Annotated in this window: 17 protein-coding genes and 2 tRNA genes; 17 read left to right on the top strand and 2 right to left on the bottom strand. The window is 53.2% G+C overall.

The window, feature by feature from the left end; all coding sequences use genetic code 11:
• Positions 1-10 precede the first annotated feature (10 nt).
• The 9 genes from PG1C_RS04135 to PG1C_RS04170 all read left to right on the top strand — a co-directional run bounded on the left by PG1C_RS04135 (position 11) and on the right by PG1C_RS04170 (position 7,645).
• Complete coding sequence (locus PG1C_RS04135; protein ID WP_202636142.1) at positions 11-1,024, top strand: sensor histidine kinase; 1,014 nt, start codon at positions 11-13, stop codon at positions 1,022-1,024.
• Positions 1,021-1,785, top strand: a complete 765-nt coding sequence (locus tag PG1C_RS04140; protein ID WP_202636143.1) for a LytR/AlgR family response regulator transcription factor — start codon at positions 1,021-1,023, stop codon at positions 1,783-1,785. Before PG1C_RS04135 ends, PG1C_RS04140 begins: the two co-directional genes overlap by 4 nt.
• 223 nt (positions 1,786-2,008) lie before the next feature.
• Positions 2,009-2,938 (top strand): polyprenyl synthetase family protein, encoded by a 930-nt coding sequence (locus tag PG1C_RS04145; RefSeq protein ID WP_284431807.1) that lies wholly within the window; start codon positions 2,009-2,011, stop codon positions 2,936-2,938.
• Positions 2,939-3,023: 85 nt separating this feature from the next.
• A tRNA-Pro gene (locus PG1C_RS04150) sits at positions 3,024-3,100 on the top strand.
• A 28-nt stretch (positions 3,101-3,128) separates the two neighbouring features.
• Positions 3,129-3,341 (top strand): PP0621 family protein, encoded by a 213-nt coding sequence (locus PG1C_RS14970; RefSeq protein WP_414629200.1) that lies wholly within the window; start codon positions 3,129-3,131, stop codon positions 3,339-3,341.
• Positions 3,338-4,933: a sensor histidine kinase gene (locus PG1C_RS04155; RefSeq protein WP_202636144.1), complete on the top strand. Its 1,596-nt coding sequence runs from the start codon at positions 3,338-3,340 to the stop codon at positions 4,931-4,933. Before PG1C_RS14970 ends, PG1C_RS04155 begins: the two co-directional genes overlap by 4 nt.
• Entirely contained in the window at positions 4,924-6,279 is a 1,356-nt protein-coding gene (locus tag PG1C_RS04160; protein ID WP_202636145.1) for a sigma-54-dependent transcriptional regulator, read from the top strand. The genes PG1C_RS04155 and PG1C_RS04160 overlap by 10 nt, the downstream gene beginning before the upstream one ends.
• The gene (gene ampD, locus PG1C_RS04165; RefSeq protein WP_202636146.1) at positions 6,276-6,836 is read left to right on the top strand and encodes a 1,6-anhydro-N-acetylmuramyl-L-alanine amidase AmpD; all 561 of its coding nucleotides are present in this window, start codon (positions 6,276-6,278) and stop codon (positions 6,834-6,836) included. Before PG1C_RS04160 ends, ampD begins: the two co-directional genes overlap by 4 nt.
• Positions 6,837-7,090: 254 nt before the next feature.
• Complete coding sequence (locus tag PG1C_RS04170; RefSeq protein WP_202636147.1) at positions 7,091-7,645, top strand: histone H1-like DNA-binding protein; 555 nt, start codon at positions 7,091-7,093, stop codon at positions 7,643-7,645.
• 322 nt (positions 7,646-7,967) lie between these two features.
• Here the strand turns inward: PG1C_RS04170 and PG1C_RS04175 are convergent.
• Positions 7,968-8,043, bottom strand: a tRNA-Asn gene (locus PG1C_RS04175).
• A 57-nt stretch (positions 8,044-8,100) separates the two neighbouring features.
• A complete protein-coding gene (locus tag PG1C_RS04180; RefSeq protein ID WP_202636148.1) occupies positions 8,101-9,309 on the bottom strand; it encodes an amino acid aminotransferase in 1,209 nt (402 codons plus the stop codon).
• 194 nt (positions 9,310-9,503) lie between these two features.
• On the opposite strand from PG1C_RS04180, the gene uvrB reads away from it, so the two are divergent.
• From uvrB to PG1C_RS04220, 8 genes are all read left to right on the top strand, one after another.
• Positions 9,504-11,576, top strand: a complete 2,073-nt coding sequence (uvrB, locus tag PG1C_RS04185) for an excinuclease ABC subunit UvrB (RefSeq protein WP_269464910.1) — start codon at positions 9,504-9,506, stop codon at positions 11,574-11,576.
• A 173-nt stretch (positions 11,577-11,749) separates the two neighbouring features.
• Positions 11,750-12,226 carry a hemerythrin domain-containing protein gene (locus PG1C_RS04190; protein WP_202636149.1) on the top strand — a complete coding sequence of 159 codons (477 nt, stop codon included), beginning with the start codon at positions 11,750-11,752 and terminating at the stop codon, positions 12,224-12,226.
• Positions 12,227-12,260: 34 nt separating this feature from the next.
• Positions 12,261-13,103: a hypothetical protein gene (locus PG1C_RS04195; RefSeq protein ID WP_202636150.1), complete on the top strand. Its 843-nt coding sequence runs from the start codon at positions 12,261-12,263 to the stop codon at positions 13,101-13,103.
• A gap of 208 nt (positions 13,104-13,311) precedes the next feature.
• Entirely contained in the window at positions 13,312-16,383 is a 3,072-nt protein-coding gene (locus PG1C_RS04200; protein WP_202636151.1) for a BPTD_3080 family restriction endonuclease, read from the top strand.
• Between the two features lie 5 nt (positions 16,384-16,388).
• Positions 16,389-17,867: a DUF4062 domain-containing protein gene (locus tag PG1C_RS04205; protein ID WP_202636152.1), complete on the top strand. Its 1,479-nt coding sequence runs from the start codon at positions 16,389-16,391 to the stop codon at positions 17,865-17,867.
• Between the two features lie 136 nt (positions 17,868-18,003).
• Positions 18,004-20,886, top strand: a complete 2,883-nt coding sequence (locus PG1C_RS04210) for a site-specific DNA-methyltransferase (protein WP_202636153.1) — start codon at positions 18,004-18,006, stop codon at positions 20,884-20,886.
• A 16-nt stretch (positions 20,887-20,902) separates the two neighbouring features.
• The gene (locus tag PG1C_RS04215) at positions 20,903-23,095 is read left to right on the top strand and encodes an argonaute/piwi family protein (protein WP_202636154.1); all 2,193 of its coding nucleotides are present in this window, start codon (positions 20,903-20,905) and stop codon (positions 23,093-23,095) included.
• Positions 23,083-24,240 (top strand): PD-(D/E)XK nuclease domain-containing protein, encoded by a 1,158-nt coding sequence (locus PG1C_RS04220; RefSeq protein ID WP_202636155.1) that lies wholly within the window; start codon positions 23,083-23,085, stop codon positions 24,238-24,240. Before PG1C_RS04215 ends, PG1C_RS04220 begins: the two co-directional genes overlap by 13 nt.
• Positions 24,241-24,242: the final 2 nt, after the last annotated feature.

Genomic DNA, 24,242 nt, shown 5'->3' on the forward strand with positions numbered 1-24,242 from the left:
TGCGGAATCCATGCCAAGTATAACGGGAAACCTTGTGACATCGGGCCTGCCAGACTTCCGCCAGGGAGCTTTGTGGCTACGCACATTGCTCGTGGTGAATTTGGTCATGGTGTTGAGTGTTCTGGCTGCGAATCGCGACTGGGCGCACCTGTTCATAGAGTTCATCGAGATTGCGGCTTTGCTCGAACCAGTGCTGCTAGTGAATCTTGTGGTTTTTTCCCTGATTTCAGACTGGATTACGCCTTTGCCTCGGCGTACTGGATGGGCAATGTTTCTGTTACTGAGCTTATTGGTGACGGCTGCTGTACATGGTTTTTTTGTTGCCATGCAGTGGACGCAGATCGGGCTGGGGCGAACGGCGATGTGGTCAGTCGTGGTTACTTATTTGCTACTTGTCTGGTTCGATCTGGTGGTTCGTGCGCAATCGCCGGCCTTGGCCGAGGCGCGATTGATGGCGCTGACTGTGCGCATTCGTCCCCACTTCTTATTCAATACATTGAATGCTGTTCTTGGTGTGATGCGCTCAGAACCAAAGCGTGCTGAAAGCGCTTTAGAGGAGCTCTCTGATTTGTTTCGGGTGTTGATGCGCGAAAACAGAACATTGGTGCCTTTATCAGAGGAGATAGCGGTAGCGCGGCAGTATCTCAATCTCGAGCGCCTCCGATTGGGGGACCGCATTCAGGTGCAGTGGGATATGGCCTCTTGTCCGCCCGACCCACTGGTGCCGCCACTCATGCTTCAGCCCTTACTGGAAAACGCGGTGTACCATGGCATTGAACCATCCACCCAACCTGGAGATATTTTGATTCGATGCGAGCAGGTAAACAACCGAGTGCGACTTGAGCTTTCAAACAACTTAGCTACGGACAATCGTCACGCTCAAGGTAATCAAATGGCACTGGCCAATATTCGCGAGCGTCTATTGCTTTTTTTTCAACTCGAAGCTGTGATGACGACGGGAATCCATGAAGGTCGTTTTCACGTATTGATTGAATTTCCCTACCGGCGGCACGTTGCATCATGAGTGAGCCGTTACGTCTTTTTCTGGTCGATGATGAAGCGCCGGCGCGTACTCGTTTGCGAAATTTGTTGAGCGATATTGCGGAGGAGGTTCCCACCACGATAGTCGCTGAGGCTCATGACGGCCACAGTGCGTTAGCGTTAATACAAGCGCATCCATGCGATATTGCCTTGGTCGATATACGCATGCCCGGGATGGATGGCGTCGAGTTTGCACGGCATCTCGCTCGCTGGCCCGCAGCGCCAGCTGTGATCTTTGTCACTGCGTATGATCAATATGCCGTTAGCGCTTTTGAGTTGGCCGTACTGGATTACCTTGTCAAGCCGGTACGCGCGGCGCGCCTTGCTGTAGCTTTGCAGAAGGCAAAGCGTCATCCGGATGAGGTTGAACGTCTTGAAAAGTCGGCGCTGGCAACACGGCAACATCTGTCTTGTTTTGAGCGCGGTCGCGTTTTGCTTGTGCCCGTAACAGATATTCTCTACCTGAAAGCCGAGCAGAAATACGTCATAGCGCGCACGGCGGAACGCGAGTATCTGCTTGAGGAGTCACTGGTGAAGCTTGAGGCTGAGTTTGCCGAGCGCTTCTTGCGCGTCCATCGAAATTGTCTGATCGCGCCGGGGGCGGTGATTGGTATGCAACGTGCCAGCGCCGAGGGCGAAAAGGATGACTTCTGGCAGGTGATGCTGTCTGGCATCAATGAGCACATCCCCGTCAGCCGTAGGCAGTGGCCTTTGATAAAAAATCTTCTCAAGCACGGAGGCTAGTGAAGAAATGGACTTGGCAATACTCAAATTGAGAGGGAGCAGCACTATTCCTGGTTGACTCCACGCTTATTTCGGCACTGATATGGCGTAGCTTATGGCGTCATCAGACGGCTTGATTGCCGCATGCTCGTTGACGTCTTCCTCTGTGCTGCCTAACATGACACATTTATCCGATAGCCTTGCCGTGAATTTTTCTACTTTGTACGCCCCGATTGATGCGGATATGCATGCCGTCGATCACGTTATCCGCAGTCGTTTGCACTCCGATGTTGTATTGATACGGCAAGTCGCCGAGTACATTATCTCGGCGGGTGGCAAGCGTATGCGGCCTGCACTGGTGTTGTTAGCAGCGCGCGCTTGTGGTTATTCTGGCACGATGCATCACGAACTCGCTGCCGTGGTCGAGTTCATCCATACTGCTACCCTGCTGCATGACGATGTAGTTGATGAGTCCTCACTGCGACGTGGCCGCGATACCGCCAATGCTGTTTTTGGCAGTGCCGCCAGCGTGCTGGTGGGAGACTTTCTTTTCACGCGTTCTTTTCAGATGATGGTTGATGTGGGCGATATGCGTGTTATGAAAGTTCTCGCGAGTGCGACTAACATCGTTGCAGAGGGCGAAGTGCTGCAACTGATGAACTGTGGCAACGCGGATCTTTCCGTAACCGACTATCTGCAAGTGATTCATTACAAGACGGCCAAGTTGTTTGAGGCGGCGGCGCGTTTGGGGGCAATCATTAGTCATGTCGGACCCGCACTGGAAGAAGCGTTAGCTGCTTATGGCATGCATATTGGTACGGCATTCCAACTGATTGACGACGTGCTTGATTATTCCGGCAATGAGGCTGAAACCGGGAAGCATTTGGGCGACGATCTGGCGGAAGGGAAAACCACCTTACCTCTAATTCACGCCATGCTAAATGGCACAACAGCGCAGGCTGTACTGGTGCGCACGGCCATTGAAACTGCAGACAGAGACAAGTTTCCAGAGGTTCTCGTTGCGGTGCGTTCCAGTGGTGCTTTGGCGGCCGCTCGACAGCACGGAATAGCAGAAGCGGAAGCGGCGAAGGCTTCGCTAGCGCTATTGCCAGATTCAATATTCAGGCAAACGCTGATACAATTCGCCGACTTTGCCGTACAGAGAGATTTTTAACGGCTGAATGTCAGAAACGATGCTGGGCCTCACTGTTTTTTCGGCCATTTTCCCGCAGCATCGTTCATTAGTATCCACTCACCGTCGGGGTGTAGCTCAGCCTGGTAGAGTACTGCGTTCGGGACGCAGGAGTCGGAGGTTCGAATCCTCTCACCCCGACCATCACCTTCACACATAGGCGGGTGATTTTGTGGCAAAACTCCTTCTTTTTATAGCGTTCGTCGTTTTCCTCTATCTTCGTTTTGCCGGGAAGAGACGACGGCCGCCACCCAATGTTCGGTCGCCGGAAGGGATGATTCCGTGCGCTCACTGCGGAATTTACATCCCGCAATCCGAGGCTCTCGTCGATAATCATGCGGTTTATTGCTGCGAAGCCCATCGCTTGCGGGGGGCGAGCAAATGATAAGGCGCAACCTGGCTACGGAGATTAATCAAACGCCCGTCTCTTTCTGGCGCTCTTTGTTATTTTTTTCTATCTACCGATCGAGCGTCGCACTGTTTTTTCTGGGTGCGGTAGTGGTATTTGGTGACGCTGTGAGCCTGGGTGCTCAGAATGCCCATTTATTCCGCAACGTTGCCAGCATCTACTTAGTGCTTTCGGTGGTTTTTTTGGCGACACAGTTACGACATCCACATCACTTTGATGTGCAGCTGACAATCCATGTTGCAACCGATATCCTTGCCTTGACGCTTATGATGTTTGCTAGTGGCGGTCAAAAAAGCGGGGTCGCGACGTTGTTGCTGGTTGTGGTTTCGGGGGCTGGACTGGTCGGTCAGGGACGCATGGTTTTGTTTTATGCGGCGCTGGCTTCGGTTGCCGTCTTGCTCGAAGAAAGTTGGTGGGCACTGGTGATAGATAGCGAGCCCGCCGATTTTTTCAGTGCCGGCATTATTTGTCTGGTTTTTTTTGCAGCCGCAATTGCAGCCCGAATGCTGGCAAAACGCGTAGTGGCCAACGAACTCTTGGCTCTTGAGCGAGGGCAACAACTCGATGCTCAGTTAAAAATAAGCAAACAAATTATTCGCGATATGGAAGGTGGCGTGCTGGTAGTTAATAGCGAGGGGCAGGTGCATATGAGCAATCCACAAGCCAGAGCCTTACTGGACATGCCGCTGCAGGATGGCCAGCAACCTCTGAGAGGATCACTGGCGGAACGGTTTTTGATTTGGCAAGCGCATCACGTTGAAACGACCGAGATCTTTTTTTTCCGGGAAACAAATCGCCAGTTGCGGACACGCTATTTACCCCCTTCGAGCATGCTGGGAGATTCTTTACTTTATCTGGAAGACATGGCGCAGGTTCACTTTCAGTCGCAACAGCTAAAACTTGCAGCGCTTGGTCGGTTGACGGCAAATATGGCGCATGAAATTCGCAATCCACTGGCGGCGATCAGTCATGCGGCAGAGCTCCTGGCAGAGGACAACGCGAATCCTTTTCAACAACGACTTGCCCGCATTGTTCACGACAATACCCTGCGCCTTAATCGCTTGGTTACCGAAGTGCTGGAGCTTGGTCGTCGCGACCAGGCAGCACCTGAAACGATTGATTGGCAGAGATTTATAGAGGGTTTTATGGAAGAAATGTTCTTGCATGACGCCTCGGCAGCAAGTCGTATTCGAGTGACAGACGCTCGTGGCCTGAAGGTGTGGTTTGATCGCGGACATCTGCATCGCGTGCTATGGAATCTTCTGGTGAATGCATTGCGGCATGCCAGTGACACCGAAGGTGCGGTTCGAGTCCAAGCAAAGGTAGTCATGGCGAATTGCATTGAATTGCACATCAGTGATGATGGTAGTGGAATTGAAGAATCTTTACGCGCACAAGTATTTGAACCTTTTTTTACGACGCACGGTGCCGGAACGGGTCTTGGACTCTATATTGCACGAGAGCTGTGCGAGGCGAATAAGGCGCGCCTGGAGTTGTTGCCCAAATTATTGCCAAATAGTCCTGGTGCACATTTTCGAATCACGGTTGAGGGAGCGCTATGTCTTTGAAAATCCAGCGGCGTCGGCGCGGAGAAGCTAATCGCATTTTGATCGTGGATGACGAGGCAGATATTCGTGAGCTAATTGATCTAACGCTCGTGCGCATGGGGCTTGAGGTTGATTGCGCGGGATCATTGGTAGAAGCCCGCACCATGCTGGCAAGCCATCGTTATCAACTTTGTTTGACTGATATGCGGTTGCCCGATGGTACAGGGCTAGATCTCGTGCGCCATGTTAATGAGGTTATGGCCGACTTGCCGGTGGCTGTGATGACGGCGTATGGCAGCACCGAAAATGCGGTTGCAGCACTGAAGGAAGGTGCTTTTGATTACGTCACGAAGCCAGTGTCACTTGATCAGCTAAGAGGCTTGGTCAAGCTGGCATTAGAGTTGTCAGGAACAGAGTCGGTTTCTGGTGCAAACGCTGAGGCCAGGCTTCTCGGCGATTCGCCCGCGATGCAACAGGTGCGTGCCCTCATTGAGCGCGTCGCACGCAGTCAGGCCCCCGTCCATATCACGGGTGAATCTGGGAGCGGAAAAGAATTGGCCGCGCAATTAATCCATCAGCTAGGTGCGCGTCGTGATCGTGCGTTTGTGCCGGTAAATTGCGGTGCTATTCCCGAAAACTTGATGGAGAGTGAGTTCTTCGGTTATCGCAGGGGGGCATTTACAGGGGCCAATGAAGATCGCGATGGTTTTTTTCAGGCAGCCAATGGGGGAACATTGTTTCTCGACGAAGTGGCAGACTTATCTTTAGCGATGCAAGTAAAGCTGTTGCGCGTGATTCAGGAAAAGCGGGTGCGCAAAGTCGGCGCGACAACCGAAGAGGATGTCGACGTGCGTGTGATCTGTGCGACCCATCAGGACATCAAAGCACTGGTTAATGAAGGGCGTTTTCGTCAGGATCTTTTTTACCGGTTGAATGTGATTGAATTACGTATGCCCGCACTCCGTGAGTGTCATGAAGATATTCCGTTGCTGGCAACACATATTCTTGACCGGCTAGCCCATGCAGCTGGTATAAGGCCGCCATTGCTTTCTCTTGCTGCTTTAAAGGAGTTACGGACTCATCCCTTCCCCGGGAATGTGCGTGAGCTCGAAAACATCCTCGAGAGGGCGTTGGCGTTGATGGATGGCAGCTATATCGAAGCGGCTGATCTCAGCCTACGGTCATCTCGCCCTGAAAATGAATCGACAGCAACAACGTTGCAGGACAAGCTGGATCAGGTTGAGCGCCAAATGATTTTGGATGCGCTTCAAGAAGCAAATAACAATCGTACTGCAGCTGCCCGTTTGCTAGGGGTCACTTTCCGTTCCCTACGCTATCGTATGGCTCGTCTGGGCATGAACGAATGAGCTCGCTATTTAGTTCTGAACAAGACGAGGGGTGGTTACCCGAAGCCCGGCGTATTCTTTCGCCGAATTTTGACGAGCGCCCTGTAGAAAACGATATTTGTCTAGTTGTAGTCCATGCCATCAGTTTGCCACCAGGAATGTTTGGCGGGCAGGGCATTATTGATTTGTTTACTAACCAGCTAAATCCGGAAGACCATCCTTATTATCGCGAAATATCCAACCTACGAGTTTCGGCACATTTGCTAATACGGCGTAATGGCGAGTTAATTCAATTTGTATCCCTATGGAAACGCGCGTGGCATGCTGGGGTTTCCGAATGGGCAGGTCGTGAGCGATGTAATGATTTTTCAATCGGGATTGAGCTTGAGGGTTGCGATGAGTTATCTTTTGAAAAAGCGCAATATGCAACGCTCAATGCGGTATTAGCTGATCTGTTGGCTCGCCACCCTATACAAGCCGTTGTTGCCCATAGTGAGATAGCTCCCGGGCGTAAAACAGACCCGGGACCACTGTTTGACTGGGATAGTGTAATTTGTCCAGCCGTCTACCCCGGATAAGAATCCACTCCTTTTCGAGATTTATCAGTGCGATTTATGTTTTTCAAATAACACTTAGCAGGTGTTATTTATGCCAAAAGAATTAATTCTTCGGTGCCAGTGCGTAAACTAAAACAAATTGATAGACGGATAAACGGGCGGAATTCATTGTTTTCAATTGCATTAAAGGCATGGATAATTCACATCAACCCAATTGGGTTGTATTAAATAAAGAAGCGGCTCTTCCCTGTTAAAACTTGTTAAGGAGACTCACCATGGTTGTAAAGAAGAAAATAGCCACGGCACCGGCAGCGAAGAAGCCCGCTGCCAAAAAACCAGCGGCGAAAAAAGTTGCTGCTAAAAAGCCAGAAGTTAAGAAAGTAGTTGCCAAAAAACCAGCAGCGACTAAAGTCGCCGCTAAAAAGCCCGTCGTGAAGAAAGCTGCTGCTAAAAAACCGGTAGTGAAGAAAGTCGCCGCTAACAAGCAGGCCGTTAAAAAGGTGGCTGCTAAAAAACCAGCAGTGAAGAAAGTTGCTGCTAAAAAACCGGTAGTGAAGAAAGTTGCTGCTAACAAGCAGGCCGTTAAAAAGGTGGCTGCTAAAAAGCCAGCAGTGAAGAAAGTTGCTGCTAAAAAGCCAGTTGCCAAGAAAGTGGCTGCAAAAAAACCTGCAGCTAGCCCCGTAGCCAAAAAGCCCGCTGCAAAGAAAGTTGTCGCTAAGAAGCCTGCTGCAAAACCTGCTGCAAAGCCATCAACTGCTGCAACACCAGGGTTAAAGTCTTCACTTAATCCGGCAGCTGCTTGGCCTTTCCCTACTGGGTCCCGCCCATAAGGAAAACGCTGGCAAGTGGTTACTTTCTTAAAAGTAACCGTGATGCTGGGTTGAAATGTAAGCGCGTGCTGTTAAGTCGGCACGCGCTTTTTATTTCCCGCAAAACAATAGATTGGAATCCATGCATTGTCCTATTGTGTTTTAACGATGCCGTGACGTGGCGTGACATCGTAGATGCTGCATGCCAAAAGTCGGCGCTGGTAACATGGTAGATCGTCGGTAGGGTCAATCAACGGGGCAGAATGCTTTAGTAAAGCGGCCAAGGTGAATAAAAAAATTCCGTGGACAAAAAAAGCCCGCAGTAACGCGGGCTTTTCAATTCTGGCTCCTCGACCTGGGCTCGAACCAGGGACCTACGGATTAACAGTCCGGCGCTCTACCGACTGAGCTATCGAGGAATATGAAGGCGCGAATTATAGCCACAGGAGCTAGCGCCTGCAATACCTTTCGCGTGTTTACTTTTTGCCGATGACGGATGCGGTGGCGGTGGCTACGTAGTCAATATTTTTGGTGTTGAGTGCAGCCAGGCAGATGCGGCCGGTGCTGACAGCATAAATAGCGAACTCGGTTTTTAGTTGTTCAACTTGTTGGGCCGTCAGCCCAGTGTAGGAAAACATACCGCGTTGTTTGACCACAAAAGAAAAGTCCTGCGGTACGTTTTTTTCCTTGAGTTTTTCTACGAGCGAAATGCGCATGGCACGAATGCGTTCGCGCATGGTGGCGAGTTCAGCTTCCCATTGCTGACGTAACGCGGAGCTGGATAGTACGGCCGCAACAATGGCGCCGCCGTGGGTCGGCGGGTTGGAGTAGTTGGTGCGGATAACGCGTTTGACTTGCGAGAGTACGCGGGCGGATTCTTCCTTGTTTTCTGTGACTAGCGTTAGCGCGCCAACCCGTTCGCCGTAGAGTGAGAAGGATTTTGAAAAGCTGCTGGAAACTAAAAATTGAAGGCCGGATGCAGCAAATAAGTTCAGCGCAACGGCATCTTCAGTGATGCCGTCAGCAAAGCCCTGGTAGGCCATGTCGATAAAAGCAATCAGATTTTTTTCGCGAATAACGGCGACCACTTGTTTCCATTGCTCAGCGGTAAGGTCAGCGCCTGTTGGGTTGTGGCAGCAGGCGTGCAGAACGATGATGGCGTTGGCTTCCAGTGCGGCAAGGTAGGCCTTCATGGCGGCAAAATTCACGCTATGGGTGGCGGCATCGTAGTAAGGGTAGTTTTCTACGGTAAACCCGGCGGATTCAAACAGGGCGCGGTGGTTTTCCCAGCTGGGGTCGCTAATGTAGACTTTTGAGCTGGGGTAGAGCCGCTTGAGAAAATCTGCACCAACTTTTAATGCGCCTGTACCACCGAGTGCTTCAATGGTAACGGCGCGGCCTTCTTTGATCAGCGGGGAGTCTGTGCCGAAAATGAGATTTTGTACGCTTGTATTAAAGGCACCCAGGCCTTCGATGGGCTGATAGCCGCGCGCTGGGGCGGCTTCCAGACGCGTTTTTTCAGCGGCTTTGACTGCTTCGAGCAAGGGGAGCTTGCCGTTATCGTTGTAATAAACGCCCACGCCTAAATTAACTTTGTTGGGGTTGGTGTCGGCATTAAAGCCTTCGGTCAGGCCAAGAATGGGGTCGCGGGGGGCTAATTCAACCGCCGAAAAAATTGAGGTCATGAGATTCCAGAAAATGATGATGTTAGGTAAAAATCGGCGCTGGTGAGACGGTGTTTTATCGATCAATTTTTCGATTGATTAGTCGATCAAGCGCGCAACGCGTAATAATACCCGATTGAGCCTAATCTTTGAATGGCTTGCAGCTCGTATGAGCGCCTCTTGACGCATCAAAAAACCGATAAACGAGGGTTGTAGTGACGTACGCAAATGATCCAAAAGCAGACGTGGTGACGTTTGAGGGCAGCCCTTTTCGTCTCCATCAACCATTTTCACCAGCGGGCGATCAGCCCGAAGCGATTCGCTTGCTGGCTGAAGGGATTAACGACGGATTGTCGTTTCAAACATTGCTTGGGGTGACGGGCTCTGGCAAGACCTACACCATGGCAAACGTGATTGCACGGCTAGGGCGGCCGGCTTTGGTGCTGGCACCCAACAAAACATTGGCAGCGCAGTTGTATTCCGAATTCCGCGAGTTTTTTCCGGAAAACGCGGTGGAGTATTTCGTTTCTTATTATGACTACTATCAGCCCGAAGCCTATGTGCCTTCGCGCGATTTGTTCATCGAGAAAGACTCGGCAATCAATGAGCATATTGAGCAAATGCGCTTGTCGACGACCAAGAGTTTGCTTGAGCGGCGCGACGTGGTCATTGTGTGCACGGTGTCGGCGATTTACGGCATTGGCGACCCGGTGGATTACCACAGCATGATTCTGCATTTGCGCCAAGGCGAGAAAATGGCGCAGCGCGAGATCATTCGTCGGCTGACTGAAATGCAGTACGAGCGCAATGAGGTTGATTTTCGGCGTGGTGTTTATCGTGTGCGCGGTGATGTGATTGATGTGTTCCCGGCTGAAAATGCGGAGAACGCGATACGCATTACTTTATTTGATGATGAAATTGAGACCTTGGCCCTGTTTGATCCTTTAACAGGACAAACGAAGAAAAAGTTAGGTCGATTTACCGTGTTTCCTTCGAGCCATTACGTCACTCCCCGTGCCACGGTGCTCAAGGCAGTAGAGGCGATCAAGCACGAATTGCGTGAGCGGATGGATTTTTATACCCAGGCGCAAAAGCTGGTTGAGTTGCAGCGGATTGAGCAGCGCACGCGGTTTGATCTGGAGATGCTGGATCAACTCGGCTTTTGCAAGGGCATCGAAAACTACTCGCGCCATTTATCCGGCCGCCAGCCGGGCGAGCCACCCCCGACGTTGTATGACTATTTGCCGAGCGACGCGATCATGTTTGTGGATGAGTCTCATATAGCCATCCCACAAGTGGGCAGCATGTATAAAGGCGACCGCGCGCGGAAAGAAAACCTCGTGAGCTATGGGTTTCGTCTGCCCTCAGCGATGGATAATCGTCCTTTGAAGTTCGAGGAGTTCGAGAAACTAATGCCGCAAACGGTGTTTGTTTCTGCGACGCCATCGGTCTATGAAGAGGCGCATCAAGGCCAGGTGGTTGAGCAGTTAGTGCGCCCCACGGGGCTGGTCGATCCGATTCTGGAAATTCGTCCGGCCGCAACGCAAGTGGATGATTTGTTAGCGGAGGCAAAAAAACGCATTGCCCTTGGTGAGCGAGTGCTGGTAACCACCTTGACCAAGCGGCTGTCTGAGCAACTGACTGAGTATTTGAGTGACAATGGCATCAAGGTGCGTTACCTGCACTCGGATATTGATACCGTCGAGCGTGTCGAGATTATTCGCGATCTGCGTCTGGGGGTATTCGATGTGTTGATCGGCATCAATTTGTTGCGCGAGGGGCTGGATATTCCGGAAGTCTCCCTGGTGGCGATACTCGATGCTGACAAAGAGGGGTTTTTACGCTCAACCCGTTCGTTAATCCAAACCATAGGCCGCGCGGCACGGCATATCAATGGCACAGCGATTTTGTATGCGGATCGAATCACGGATTCGATGCAACGTGCGATTACTGAAACCGAACGCCGTCGAAACACGCAGTTAGCACATAACGCGGCTTATGGGGTCATCCCGCAGGGAGTGAATAAGCGTATCAAGAACATCATTGATGGGGTTTATGATGCAGATACGGCCGCTCAAACGCGCCAAGCTGTCCAAGAAGCGGCGCGCTATGAAATGATGAGCGAAAAAGAATTAGCACAGCACATTAAAAAGCTGGAAAAATCAATGCAGGCACATGCCAAGAATCTGGAGTTTGAAGCCGCCGCCGCCGCCCGTGATGAACTTTTTCGCATCAAGCGCTTGGCGTTTGGCGGTGAAGCGCATGATGCTGAAGGTGATGCGGGCTGAGTTGCGTTGAGTCATGTTGGGTCACGTGAGAGGTGCAATCCTTTCTTTGCGCGTTGCGTGATTGACGTGCATTGTGTAGCATCCGCCGATTGATTACGCGCTAGGCGATGATTGGCAATCAGGCGAGATTCTCTGTGGGTCTATGCGTTAACGAAATGAATGATGGAGTAGCGATGAGCGATAAATTTGAGTGGTCGGATTCTTATTTGCTAGGGTATGGTCCGATGGACGAAACGCACAAAGAATTTGTGCTGTTGGTGGATGCGATGAAGCATGCGTCTGATGCTGATTTTTCTGCACGTCTTGATGCTTTTGAAAAGCATGCCGTGAAACATTTTTCTGAAGAAGACGAATGGATGACATCAACCAGCTTCCCTTCTGCTGATTGTCATATTGAAGAGCATGGCAAAGTACTCGCGTCAGTGCATGGCATACAAGCCATGGACGCAGAAAAAAAACTGAAGATTGGTCGTGGCCTTGTGACGGCGCTGGAAGAATGGTTTCCGGGGCACGCTGACTACCTGGATTCGGCTTTGGCAAAATGGATGGTCAAGCAGAGTTTTGGTGGCGCACGGGTTGCGCCCGTCGTGTTCAAGCGAAATCCAAAGATGAGCGAAACTGGCGTGGGCGAGCAGAGTAAAAATCCATAAGACTGGTGCGGTGTGAGCGTGTTAGAAATGTGCAATGAGGTGGGGTGACTATCGCTCGCAAAAGCTGTTCAACCTTGCGCTGCTACTCTCTGTTCTGTTGCACGTCATTGTATTGTCTTTGCACAGTGGGTCCCCTGGGTTAACGTCACAATCGGTGATGCACGCGGCCGACTCGCCCCCTGCACGCATGGAGGCAACGCTAGCGCCTCCGATAAAGCCCCCGCCGTTGGCAAAGCTTCCGCCTCTGTTGCCTGCGCCACGCAACACGGCAAAACGCCATGACAGACGTCCGCGGCAAACGAAAATACTCAGCGTGCCGCGACAGTTGACGACCGCCAGGTCGTGGACTACCGCTGAACGTGATGAGATGGATCAGTTTCTGAATGAACTGAAGTCCCCGCCGCCAAAAAGCGGTTTTGATTTATCTCGGCAAGCACTGGCGATGGCAAAATCAGAAGGGCGTCGCTTACAGAAACAAGACGAGGCGGCCGAAGCGGAATCTTCCGTGAATAGCAAGGCGGTCGAGCCCTTTAGCTTGCAGATGTATTTCGATGCATTCGTTCGCAAACTGAATCAGAGTTCCGCGTTTATTAAAAATGATCCGCGTAGCCGAGGGTCGCACAAGGCATTGGTGCAAATTGTATTGAGGCCTGATGGCACCCTGAAAAACTATCGTGTGCTGCGCGCGGCCGATCAGCAGGCTCAGATTGCCTACATCAAAAACGTGATTGATCTGGCCTCGCCTTTCTCGGCTTTTCCGCCCGACATTCGTGGGGCGATGGAATCTTTTTCTGTCCTGATTTGTATTTTTCCCGCCCGCGAGGGGGAAAGCGGTGGTGGTTTTACGCGTAGCTTTGGCGGCCGTGATTGTGATTGACAGGTTTGCGAATGCCAGTATGAAAGCAAGGACAGACGTAAGCGTTAGGTAGTTGCTGGAATGTAGGGAAAAGTCGGCGCTGGTGATACGCCACGATAAATCTTCATCGAAAATGCATAAAATTTCTGTTTCGGCGGGAAATTGATGGAAAATGACGAACTTGCCCGGTATCCGGGAATAACGAGACACCGGCGCGAGAGTCTTGAACATGTCAAACCCATTCTTTGACCACCCGATATTGAACTCCCCATACGACCGCCCATCGCGGCATTGGGAACTTGACGATACAGGACAGCCAACCCAGCAGATTGAAGAATCCAGACGTCGCGCGCAGTTCATCACACCGATTCCCAAGCCCAAGAAACGGAAGAGTGCGACCAGGCAGGAAGGATTCGTTTTCGATGATGGCGCAGGGCTATCAACCAAGGAACAGCAATACGATCCCACGTCGATCATCAATGAGGTGCGCGGCCATGTGGATTCCTGGCGTTCCCTGCCCAATCCCAATCAGTGGCAGGTCACGCCGGAAACAGCGCGCCTGTTGCAACACTGGCGTCACCACACGTTCAGCGGGGTTCGTCCGTTCTTCTGCCAGGTGGAGGCGGTGGAAACCGCAATCTGGCTCACCGAGGTCGCGCCGCTATCCAAACACGGCAAACAGGTTCTCGATCACATGGCTGCCGCGAACAAGGATGCCAATCCTGAACTGATGCGCCTGGCATTGAAACTTGCCACCGGCGCCGGCAAGACCACGGTGATGGCCATGCTCATCGCCTGGCAGACCATCAATGCCGTACGCCGTCCGACCAGCAAGCATTTCACCCGCGGCTTTCTGATCTGCGCGCCCGGCCTGACCATCAAGGATCGCCTGCGCGTCCTGCAACCCCACGATCCGGACAGCTACTACAAAGACCGCGAACTGTTGCCGGGCGACATGCTCGACGACATGAGTCGGGCCAAAATCGTCATCACCAACTACCACGCCTTCAAGATGCGCGAGCGCATCGAACTCTCCAAAGGCGGGCGGCAATTGCTCAAGGGGCGCACAGGCGAGGAACCCCATACGCTCGAAACCGAAGGCCAGATGCTCCAGCGGGTGATGCCGGATTTGATGGGCATGAAGAATATCCTCGTCATCAACGACGAAGCACACCACTGTTACCGCGAAAAACCGAAAGATGCTGACGATGAAGACCTGAAAGGCGACGACAGGAAGGAAGCCGAGAAAAACAACGAAGCCGCGCGCCTGTGGATTTCCGGCCTCGAAGCCGTCAACCGCAAGCTCGGCGTGAGTCGGGTAATGGACTTGTCCGCAACGCCCTTCTTCCTGAGTGGCTCCGGTTACGCGGAAGGTACGCTGTTCCCATGGACGATGAGCGACTTTTCGCTGATGGATGCCATCGAATGCGGAATTGTCAAACTGCCGCGTGTTCCTGTGGCAGAAAACATCCCTGGCGAAGAGTTGCCGGTATTCCGCGACCTCTGGAAGAACATCAGCAAAGACATGCCCAAGAAGGGGCGCGGGCAAGGTGAAGACCTTGACCCGCTCAAACTCCCCACGCGTTTGCAAACCGCATTGCAAGCGCTCTATGGCCACTATGAGAAAACCTTCAAGCTCTGGGAGGACAACGGCATCAAAGTGCCGCCCTGTTTCATCATCGTTTGCCAGAACACCGCCATCTCCAAGCTGGTTTACGATTTTGTCTCCGGCTTCCACCGCAAGAACGACGATGGAACCACCACGCTGCAAAATAGCCAATTCGCGCTCTTCCGCAATTTCGATGAAACCACGGGCAATCCGCTGCCGCGCCCGAACACGCTGCTCATCGACAGCGAGCAACTCGAAGCCGGCGACGCGCTGGACGACAAGTTTCACGACATGGCCGCTGACGAAATCGAGCGCTTCCGCCGCGAGATCGTCGAGCGCACCGGCGACGCGCGCGCCGGCGACAACATCACCGACCAGGAGCTGCTGCGCGAAGTCATGAACACCGTCGGCAAGCCTGGCCAGCTCGGCGGCTCGATCCGCTGCGTCGTTTCGGTGTCGATGCTCACTGAAGGCTGGGATGCGAATACTGTCACTCACGTGCTCGGCATCCGCGCCTTTGGCACCCAGCTTCTGTGCGAACAAGTCATCGGCCGCGCGCTGCGTCGGCAGTCTTACGAGTTGAATGAAGAAGGGCAGTTCAATGTCGAATATGCCGATGTCTTCGGCATCCCCTTCGATTTCACTGCCAAGCCGGTCATCGCACCGCCGCAACCACCGCGCGAAACGGTACAGGTCAAGGCCGTGCGCCCGGAGCGCGACGCGCTCGAAATCCGCTTTCCCCGTGTCGAGGGTTATCGCATCGAATTGCCGGAAGAACGGCTGACGGCGGACTTCAACGACGAATCCATCCTGACGCTCAGCCCCGACCTGGTTGGCCCGTCGATTACCCGCAACTCCGGCATCATCGGCGAAGGCGTGGACATGAGTCTCAAGCACCTGGGCGACATCCGCCCCTCCACGCTGGTCTTCCACCTCACCCAGCGGTTGCTGTACACAAAATGGCGCGATCCCGGCGAAGAACCCAAGCTGCACCTCTTCGGCCAACTCAAGCGCATCACCAAAGAATGGCTGGATACCTGCCTCGTCTGCAAGGGTGACACCTATCCCGCGCTGCTGATGTACCAGGAACTGGCCGACATGGCCTGCAACAAGATCACTGCCGCGATCACCCGGCAGTTTCTTGGCGAGCGCCCGGTCAAGGCGCTGCTCGATGCCTACAACCCCACCGGCTCGACCAAGCACGTCCGCTTCAACACGTCGCGGACAGACCGCTGGGAGACCAGCGCCAAATCCAGCCACATCAACTGGATCATTCTCGACAGCGACTGGGAAGCGGAATTCTGCCGTGTGGCCGAATCGCATCCCAAAGTGCGCGCCTATGTGAAAAACTACAACCTTGGCCTCGAAGTGCCCTACCGCTACGGATCGGAAATGCGCAAGTACATCCCCGACTTCATCGTGCGCGTGGACGACGGCCATGGCCGCAGTGGTGACGATAGCGACCTGCTCAACCTGGTTGTCGAAATCAAGGGCTACCGGCGCGAAGATGCCATCGAGAAGAAATCCACCATGGACACCTACTGGGTGCCCGGCGTCAATCATCTCGGCACCTATGGCCGCTGGGCCTTTGCCGAGTTCACCGAGGTTTATCAGATCGAGTCTGACTTTGCGAAGAAGATTGAAGCAGAGTTCAACAACATGATCGAACAGTTTTCTGCGGCGAAGGTTTGATGGACATGCGTGCGACTCGACTCCGAATCTTCATCAGCAGCGTCCAGAAAGAATTAGCGGAAGAACGCCATGCGGTTAGAGCATTCATTGAAAACGACCCTTTGCTGTGTCGTTTCTTCGAGGTCTTTCTCTTCGAGGACTTACCTGCCAGTGATCGGCGGGCAGATGCTGTCTATCTTGCGGAAGTTGATGGTTGCGCCATATACCTTGGCGTGTTCGGCAACGACTACGGATTCGAGGATGCCGAGGGGCTGTCGCCAACGGAACGAGAGTTCGACCGTGCCACCGTTCAGGGCAAGCCCCGTCTCGTTTTTGTCAAAGGCACGAGTGATCAGCAGCGGCATTCCAAGATGCATGCCCTCATTCACAAGGCCGGGAACCAGCTCATTCGTCGGCGATTCAACAACAGTGCCGAACTGAACGCCGCACTTTATGCAAGCTTGGTGGATCACCTCGAATCATGCGGCATCATTCAAACCCGCCCCTTCGATGAAAGGCCATGCTCGGATGCAACGCTCGACGATCTGGATGCCCACGCAGTAACGGACTTCGTGCGCCTCGCCCGCTTCGGACGCCAGTTTCCACTGCCGGAAAATGCACCTCTCATTGATGTTCTCACCCACTTGCACTTGCTCTGCGAAGGGCAGCCCACCAACGCCGCACTGCTCCTCTTTGGCCGCGATCCCCAGCGCTTCCTGCCCAGCACCGAGGTGCGGTGCATGCACTTTCATGGCACGGAAATTCAGCGTCCAGTACCGTTTTACCGCATCTTCAAGGGTACCGTCTTCGGGCAAGTGGACATGGCTGTGGACTTTGTCATGTCAAAACTCAATCGCAGTGTTGGCACCCGAGCCGAAAGCAATCAGGCACCCGTCCGTTATGAAATTCCGCCCGATGTAATTCGCGAGGCCATTGTCAATGCCATCGCCCATCGCGACTACACCTCGGCGGGCGCCGTGCAGGTCTCCGTCTTCGCTGATCGCGTCGAGGTTTGGAATCCGGGTGTCCTGCCGGCGCCGCTGACAACGGAGAGTCTGCGCCATCCCCACGGCTCCATTGCTCGCAATCACCGGCTTTGTGAGGCGCTATTTCTCGCCCGCTACATCGAGAAATACGGCACCGGCACCCTTATGATGATCCGCGAAAGCCTCGCCCACGACCTGCCTGAGCCGGACTTCGCTCAGCGCGGCGGCGAATTCACCATCGTTATCTGGCGCGACTGGCTCACTGATGAGTTGCTGGTCGGCTTCCATCTGAATGACCGGCAGTTGAAGGCCGTGGCCTACCTGAAAGCAAACGGTGTCATCACCAACGCAGATTACCAGAAAGCCGTGGGTTGTCCCCAACGGACGGCTACGCGGGACCTGAATGAACTGGCTAATAAAGGCGTCATTGAGCTTATGGGGAAAGGGCGTGGAGCGAGCTATCGCCTTTTGCGGAAACGCGCCATAAGTGCGCCAAACGCGCCATCGGAGAACGAATGATGCGTACCGGCCTAGCGAACTTCTCCAGCCAGCGTAATGCGCCACAAATACGCCAATTGCGCCACAAATATGCCAACCGTGCCGCAGGGGTGCCAATGAGGACACTGATGAGACATATAGGACAACAGGTATAAGCATGGCCAAAAACCCTACCCCCAAATCCACCAAAACCGTCGAAACCCTCAAGCACGACGAAGCCACGCGGAAAAACATTCCCACGGCCGAATTCCAGTCCGTGCTGGATGACGAGCAAAAGAACCCCAGGCAGGTTCGCTACCCGCGCACCGTCGCTGGCGACAGCGACGAAAAAAGCCATCGAAACCGCGACCTTGACCCGCAGCTCGTCTGGCGCGGCAAGGACGAGCAGGACTGGAGCGATCTCGTCGTGCACGCCCCGCCGCTCTACATCCAGGAAAAGGTGCACCCCAAGGCGCTGATCGACGACCTGCTGCGCCAGACCAGGGAAAGCCAGTTCGATGCCGGGCAGACCACCGCCGACCTGTTCGCCGACTTCAACGGCATCCCCAAGGGCGCCGACAAGACCGAGTTTTACCAGCACGACCAGAACTGGTCGAATCGCATGATCCTCGGCGACAGCCTGCAGGTGATGGCCAGTCTGGCCGAGCGCGAAGGGCTGCGTGGCAAGGTGCAGTGCATCTATTTCGATCCACCCTACGGCATCAAATTCAACAGCAACTTCCAGTGGTCCACCACCAGCCGCGACGTGAAGGACGGCAACGCGGGACACATCACCCGCGAGCCGGAGCAGGTCAAGGCCTTTCGCGATACCTGGCGCGACGGCATCCACAGCTACCTCACCTACCTGCGGGATCGACTGACCGTTGCCCGTGATTTGCTGACCGATTCGGGGTCGATATTTGTGCAGATCGGTGATGAAAATGTGCATCGGGTAAGGGCGGTTATGGATGAGGTGTTTGGGGAAGACAACTGTGTTTGCGTCATCGTGGTTTCAAAAACCACCGGCGCATCCAGTGATCTGCTCGGTTCAATCTGCGACTACGTGGTTTGGTATGCCAAAAACAAGGCTTCGGTGAAATATCGGCAGCTCTACACCAAGAAGGTTGCCGGTGAGGAAGGCGCAACTGGCTATACGAAACTTCGTTTACCGAATGGCTTGATTCGTCCCATGTCAGAAGATGAGAAGGCCAATACGGACAATTTGCCACCTGAGAGCAGGGTTCTTGCGACGGACAACATCACGAGTCAGCGACCCCCAGGAGATTTTCCAGTCACTTTCAAAGGCAAGACTTTCGTGCCGGTCAAAGGCTACTGGAAGACAGGCGAGATTGGCTTTCAGAAGTTGCTGAAGGCAGATCGAATTGCGGATACCTCTGGCGGGCGCTTGTCCTATGTTCGGTATTTGAATGATTTCCCAGCATTCACGGTGAACAATGTGTGGGCCGATACGGTTGGGCAGAATCAATTCGGCGGTGACAAAATCTACGTGGTCCAAACAGCCAATAGGATTATCGAGCGTTGTCTTCTCATGGCCACCGACCCCGGAGACCTCGTGCTCGACCCGACCTGCGGTTCTGGCACCACCGCCACCGTCGCCGAGCAATGGGGCCGCCGCTGGATCACGATTGACACCTCGCGCGTAGCACTGGCGCTGGCCCGTGCCCGCATCATGGGCGCGCGCTATCCGTTCTATCTGCTGGCCGATTCCCGCGAAGGCCAGATCAAGGAGGCCGAAGTCACCCGCACCGCGCCAAGTTCTCAACCAGTACACGGCAACATCCGCCACGGCTTCGTCTATGAGCGCGTGCCGCACATCACGCTGAAATCCATCGCCAACAACGCCGAGATCGATGTCATCTGGGATCAGTGGCAGGCGAAGCTGGAGCCGTTGCGCGAAAAGCTGAACGCTGTGCTCAAGAAGACCTGGCAGGAATGGGAAATCCCGCGCGAAGCCGACAAGGCATGGCCGGAGGTCACCAAGAAACTACACGCCGACTGGTGGCAGGCGCGCATCGCTCGGCAGAAGGAAGTCGACGCCTCGATTGCCGCCAAGGCCGAGTTTGAATATCTCTACGACAAGCCCTACGACAACAAGAAGTGTGTCCGCGTCGCCGGCCCCTTCACCGTCGAAAGCCTCTCGCCGCATCGCGTGCTGGGGGTGGATGAAAACGATGAACTGATCGACACGCTCAAGCAGGATCGCGCTGAATACAGTGCCAGGCAGACCTTCCCGCAGATGATCCTGGACAGCCTGAAAACCGCCGGCGTGCAGCAGGCGCACAAGGAAGACCGCATCACTTTCACCGCGCTGACACCCTGGCCGGGCGATCTGGTCTGCGCCGAAGGGCGCTACATCGAGGGGAACGCCGCAAAAGTCGGCGCTGGTGACACGGCGGCGAGCGCGTCCACTTCGACGGAAAAACGCGCCGCCATCTTCATCGGCCCCGAGTTCGGCACCGTGCAGCGCGCCGATCTGGTCGCCGCCGCCCGCGAGGCGGGCGATGCCGGTTTCGATGTGCTGATCGCCTGCGCCTTCAACTACGAGGCGCACGCCACCGAGTTCAGCAAGCTGGGCCGCATCCCCGTGCTCAAGGCGCGCATGAACGCCGATCTGCACATGGCCGAGGACTTGAAGAACACTGGCAAGGGCAACCTGTTCGTCATCTTCGGCGAGCCAGACATCACCCTGCTACCCGAGCCGGACGGCAAGCTGCGCGTAAAAGTAAATGGCGTGGACGTCTTCAAACCGCAAACCGGCGAAGTCGTCAGCCACGGCGCCGACGGCATCGCCTGCTGGTTCATCGACACCGACTACAACGAAGAAAGCTTCTTCGTCCGCCACGCCTACTTCCTCGGCGCCAACGACCCCTACAGCGCGCTAAAGACCACGCTCAAGGCCGAGATCAACATCGAGGCCTGGGCCACGCTCAACAGCGACACCTCACGCGCCTTCCCAAAACCGAAGAGCGGGCGGATTGCGGTAAAGGTGATCAACCACTTGGGGGATGAGGTGATGAAGGTATTCAAAGTCACAGGATGAGCATGAGAGGCTAATCATGACTATTCATCTCAATGCATTTCCACTACAAATTCCAGACAAGGCATTGAGTGTTTGCCGTATTCCCTATGAACAGGATCGGCTGGAAGTGCTTCGGGCAGAGCATAAAACTACCCATGCGTTCCGTCGGCAAGGCGATAGCATCCTTATCTTTTCACAGGACGGGCAGTATCCGATTGCAGGAAAGACTGAGGCAATAAACCTGAAAGACAATTTTGGGGCCTTCTGCTTCCTCGTTAAGGATAGTTTGATACGCCACCTCAACAGCCTCAACCGCCGACCTACCGGCTTTAATCCGATAGAACTGGTGAGCGCAAAAGCGGAAGACAACCTACTCGCTACTGTCCTGAAAGAAGAATACCCATTCCAGATTTACGTCAGGTACAGAATTGACACGCGAATTATCAATGAGAAACCCAACTTGGTAATCGATTGTTCGACACGAAGAACGGTAAGCAAGAACTGCCTTTATTTTTTGGGCAAGAGTTTCGATCTAACAGGTCGTTATGTCGTCACCGAACAGGATGACGGCCACAGAAAACTCTTGGGCTGTGTGACAGATATCGAGGGCGATGTTCTTCATATCATTCTGCCCGATGGACAAATTGGAAGGATTCAAGCCCAGGAAGCCTACCTTGAGGCGAGCAGGAAGAATTTCGATGACTATGTTTTGCATACGCACGGCAAGCAGAAGGACGCGATCATAGAGAAAATCAGAGAAATAGTTTCATCCTTCAACGGAGGCGAGAACAAGAAATCACGAATCGACACATTAAAGAAATATTTTCAATCCAGAAGCATTGCACTCATTGACGGAACTCGTGTTGATATTGAAGAGGCCGAAAACATCCAGAGCCTATGCGGTCAATTGGAAAAGCCCGTCTTCGTCTTCAACGACAATGGCGAAGCAGACTGGGCGGAGAAAGGACTCTCTCAGTACGGACCTTATACGAAGCGCACATTTGATAGAAATGATCCATCGATCTGCGTGATCTGCGCGCAGCACGACAAGGGGCGCGTCGAACAATTCGTCAGAAAGCTCCTGAAAGGAATGTCCGGAAACAAGTATTTCACCAACGGACTAGAAGGCAAATTTAGTCTCGGAACTAGCCGTGTTGAGGTATTCGTAACTGGTACCGATGATGTCAACGGTTACAAGAACGCGATAGAAACGGCGATCCGTAAAAAAGCGGACGACGGAGGCCGTTGGGATCTCGCGCTTGTTCAAGTGAGGCAATCCTTCAAGAAACTGGATGTGGGTGACAATCCTTATTACTGGGGGAAAAGCCTTTTCTTCCTGCACCAAGTTCCAGTCCAGGATTTCACGATAGAACTGCTCACTCAGTCCGATTATTCCTTGGGGTATTCCCTGAACAACATGGCGCTGGCCTGCTACGCGAAAATGGGAGGCGTGCCTTGGTTACTCAAATCATCGCCGACCTTGTCTCATGAATTGGTCGTCGGTATCGGTAGCGCCAACGTCGGACAGGAACGCGGAGTCGGCAACCAGCGAATCATGGGAATCACTACCGTTTTTTCAGGTGACGGCAGTTACATCGTTTCGAACACATCAAAGGCGGTCGTGCCCGACGCGTATTGCGACGCACTGACTTCGGTACTCGGCGAGACGATCCAGAAAATACAAAAACGCATGAACTGGCAAAAGGGGGACACCATCCGCCTTATTTTTCATGCGTCGGTCAAGAAATTTAACAAGGAAGAGATTGAGGCCGTTCGCACTGTCATCGACAAGTATCGGGATTACCAGGTTGAATACGCGTTCCTGAAGATATCCGAAGATCACGGGTTGCATTTGTTCGACTCTTCGAGTGCAGGTGCACAGAAAGGGAAGCTGGCCCCGCCGAGAGGAAAAACCTTCAAACTCTCGAAGTATGAAATGCTTGTGTACCTGATTGGCCAACGCGAACTTAGACAAGAAACCGATGGACATCCACGTGGCGTTATCCTGAACGTCCACAAGGACTCAACGTTCAAAGACATCAAGTATCTAAGCGCGCAGCTTTATAGCTTTGCATCGCACTCTTGGCGCAGTTATTTCCCCAATCCTATGCCGGTCACAATCAGCTACTCTGACCTGATCGCCCGGAATCTCGGCTGGCTCAATCAACTGCCGGGTTGGAACGACTCGATCATGATTGGGAAGATAGGACAGTCGCAATGGTTTCTGTAGAGAAGGAAAACGCTTTCCAACTCCGGGAATACCTTCACGGGAAAGTTGTCGACAGTGCAGGTAGCGACCCATTCAAATCCTGCTTCCTGTCTTTTCTCGGGTTGACGCAAGCGCAGCCTGCGTCATTTGATCTTGCAACATTGTCGTTGTATCAGAAATGCGCAATAGCCGGGCTGCATCTGTTGGACGCGAGTGTTTCCACGCAAGAGTTGTCTCGTCTTCTGGGCCAAGCTGCAAAGATCGATTCCACGCCTAGGCCATGGGTGTCCGATGTCTTCGGAACGATGGCCCTGAAATGGCTTGTTGAACAAACAAACAATGAAGATGTTCAGAGCCAGTTTAAGACGTGGTCTGGAGGCTTCATTCCTCAGCAATTGAGCAGCAACAGGTTCAATATTTACGAGAAGGATATCGCTGCGTATATCGGTGATTCCGAAGCGGAGGTTTTTTCCTCCGCATGCATTCCTCTCTTTCTGCACTATCACGGGATACAACTCATCGTAGATCATCAGAAAAGGCTGTCTCTGATTGACAAGTTCATGGAGGAGTTCCGGCAGCAGGCGACTGTAGATTCATCAACCGCACTTCTCAGTCTGATGATCTACGTCTTTGACATGGTGAACAAGGATATTGTGCTGGTTCCGCCAAATGGCTGGACCTTGACCGATCTTGTCAGGTTCCTGGAACACATTCCAATCGGTCTGAAAAGATGGACATGGGAAAGCAGCGGCCGCACCAAGGGCGCCGACCCCGTTAAATGGCCCATCATGAACGAATATCACGTCCAGAATCTTCTGTATGTACTCCTAGCCCCGATATTCGAGGATATTGCTGATGAGATATATCTCCAGCCCATTGGACAGAAAACTCCACGCGTTGATCTTTATCTGCCATCCGTGCACACGATCATCGAGGTGAAATACCGCAAAGACATGAAAAAATCATTTCCGGCTCTTATTGGTGAAGTTGCGGAAGATGTTTCGCTCTACCGTTCTGACCCAAAATACAAGGATGCACGGATCATTAGTTTTCTATGGGACCACACGCGATCGACGCAGGAACACGCAAAATTCAGGGAAGGATTACTGAAAATTCAGGGTATGGACGGCTGTGTTGTTCTTAGCTCTCCTTCAACAATGGAATAGGT

This window comes from Rugosibacter aromaticivorans (genome assembly GCF_000934545.1).
GTDB lineage: Bacteria > Pseudomonadota > Gammaproteobacteria > Burkholderiales > Rhodocyclaceae > Rugosibacter > Rugosibacter aromaticivorans.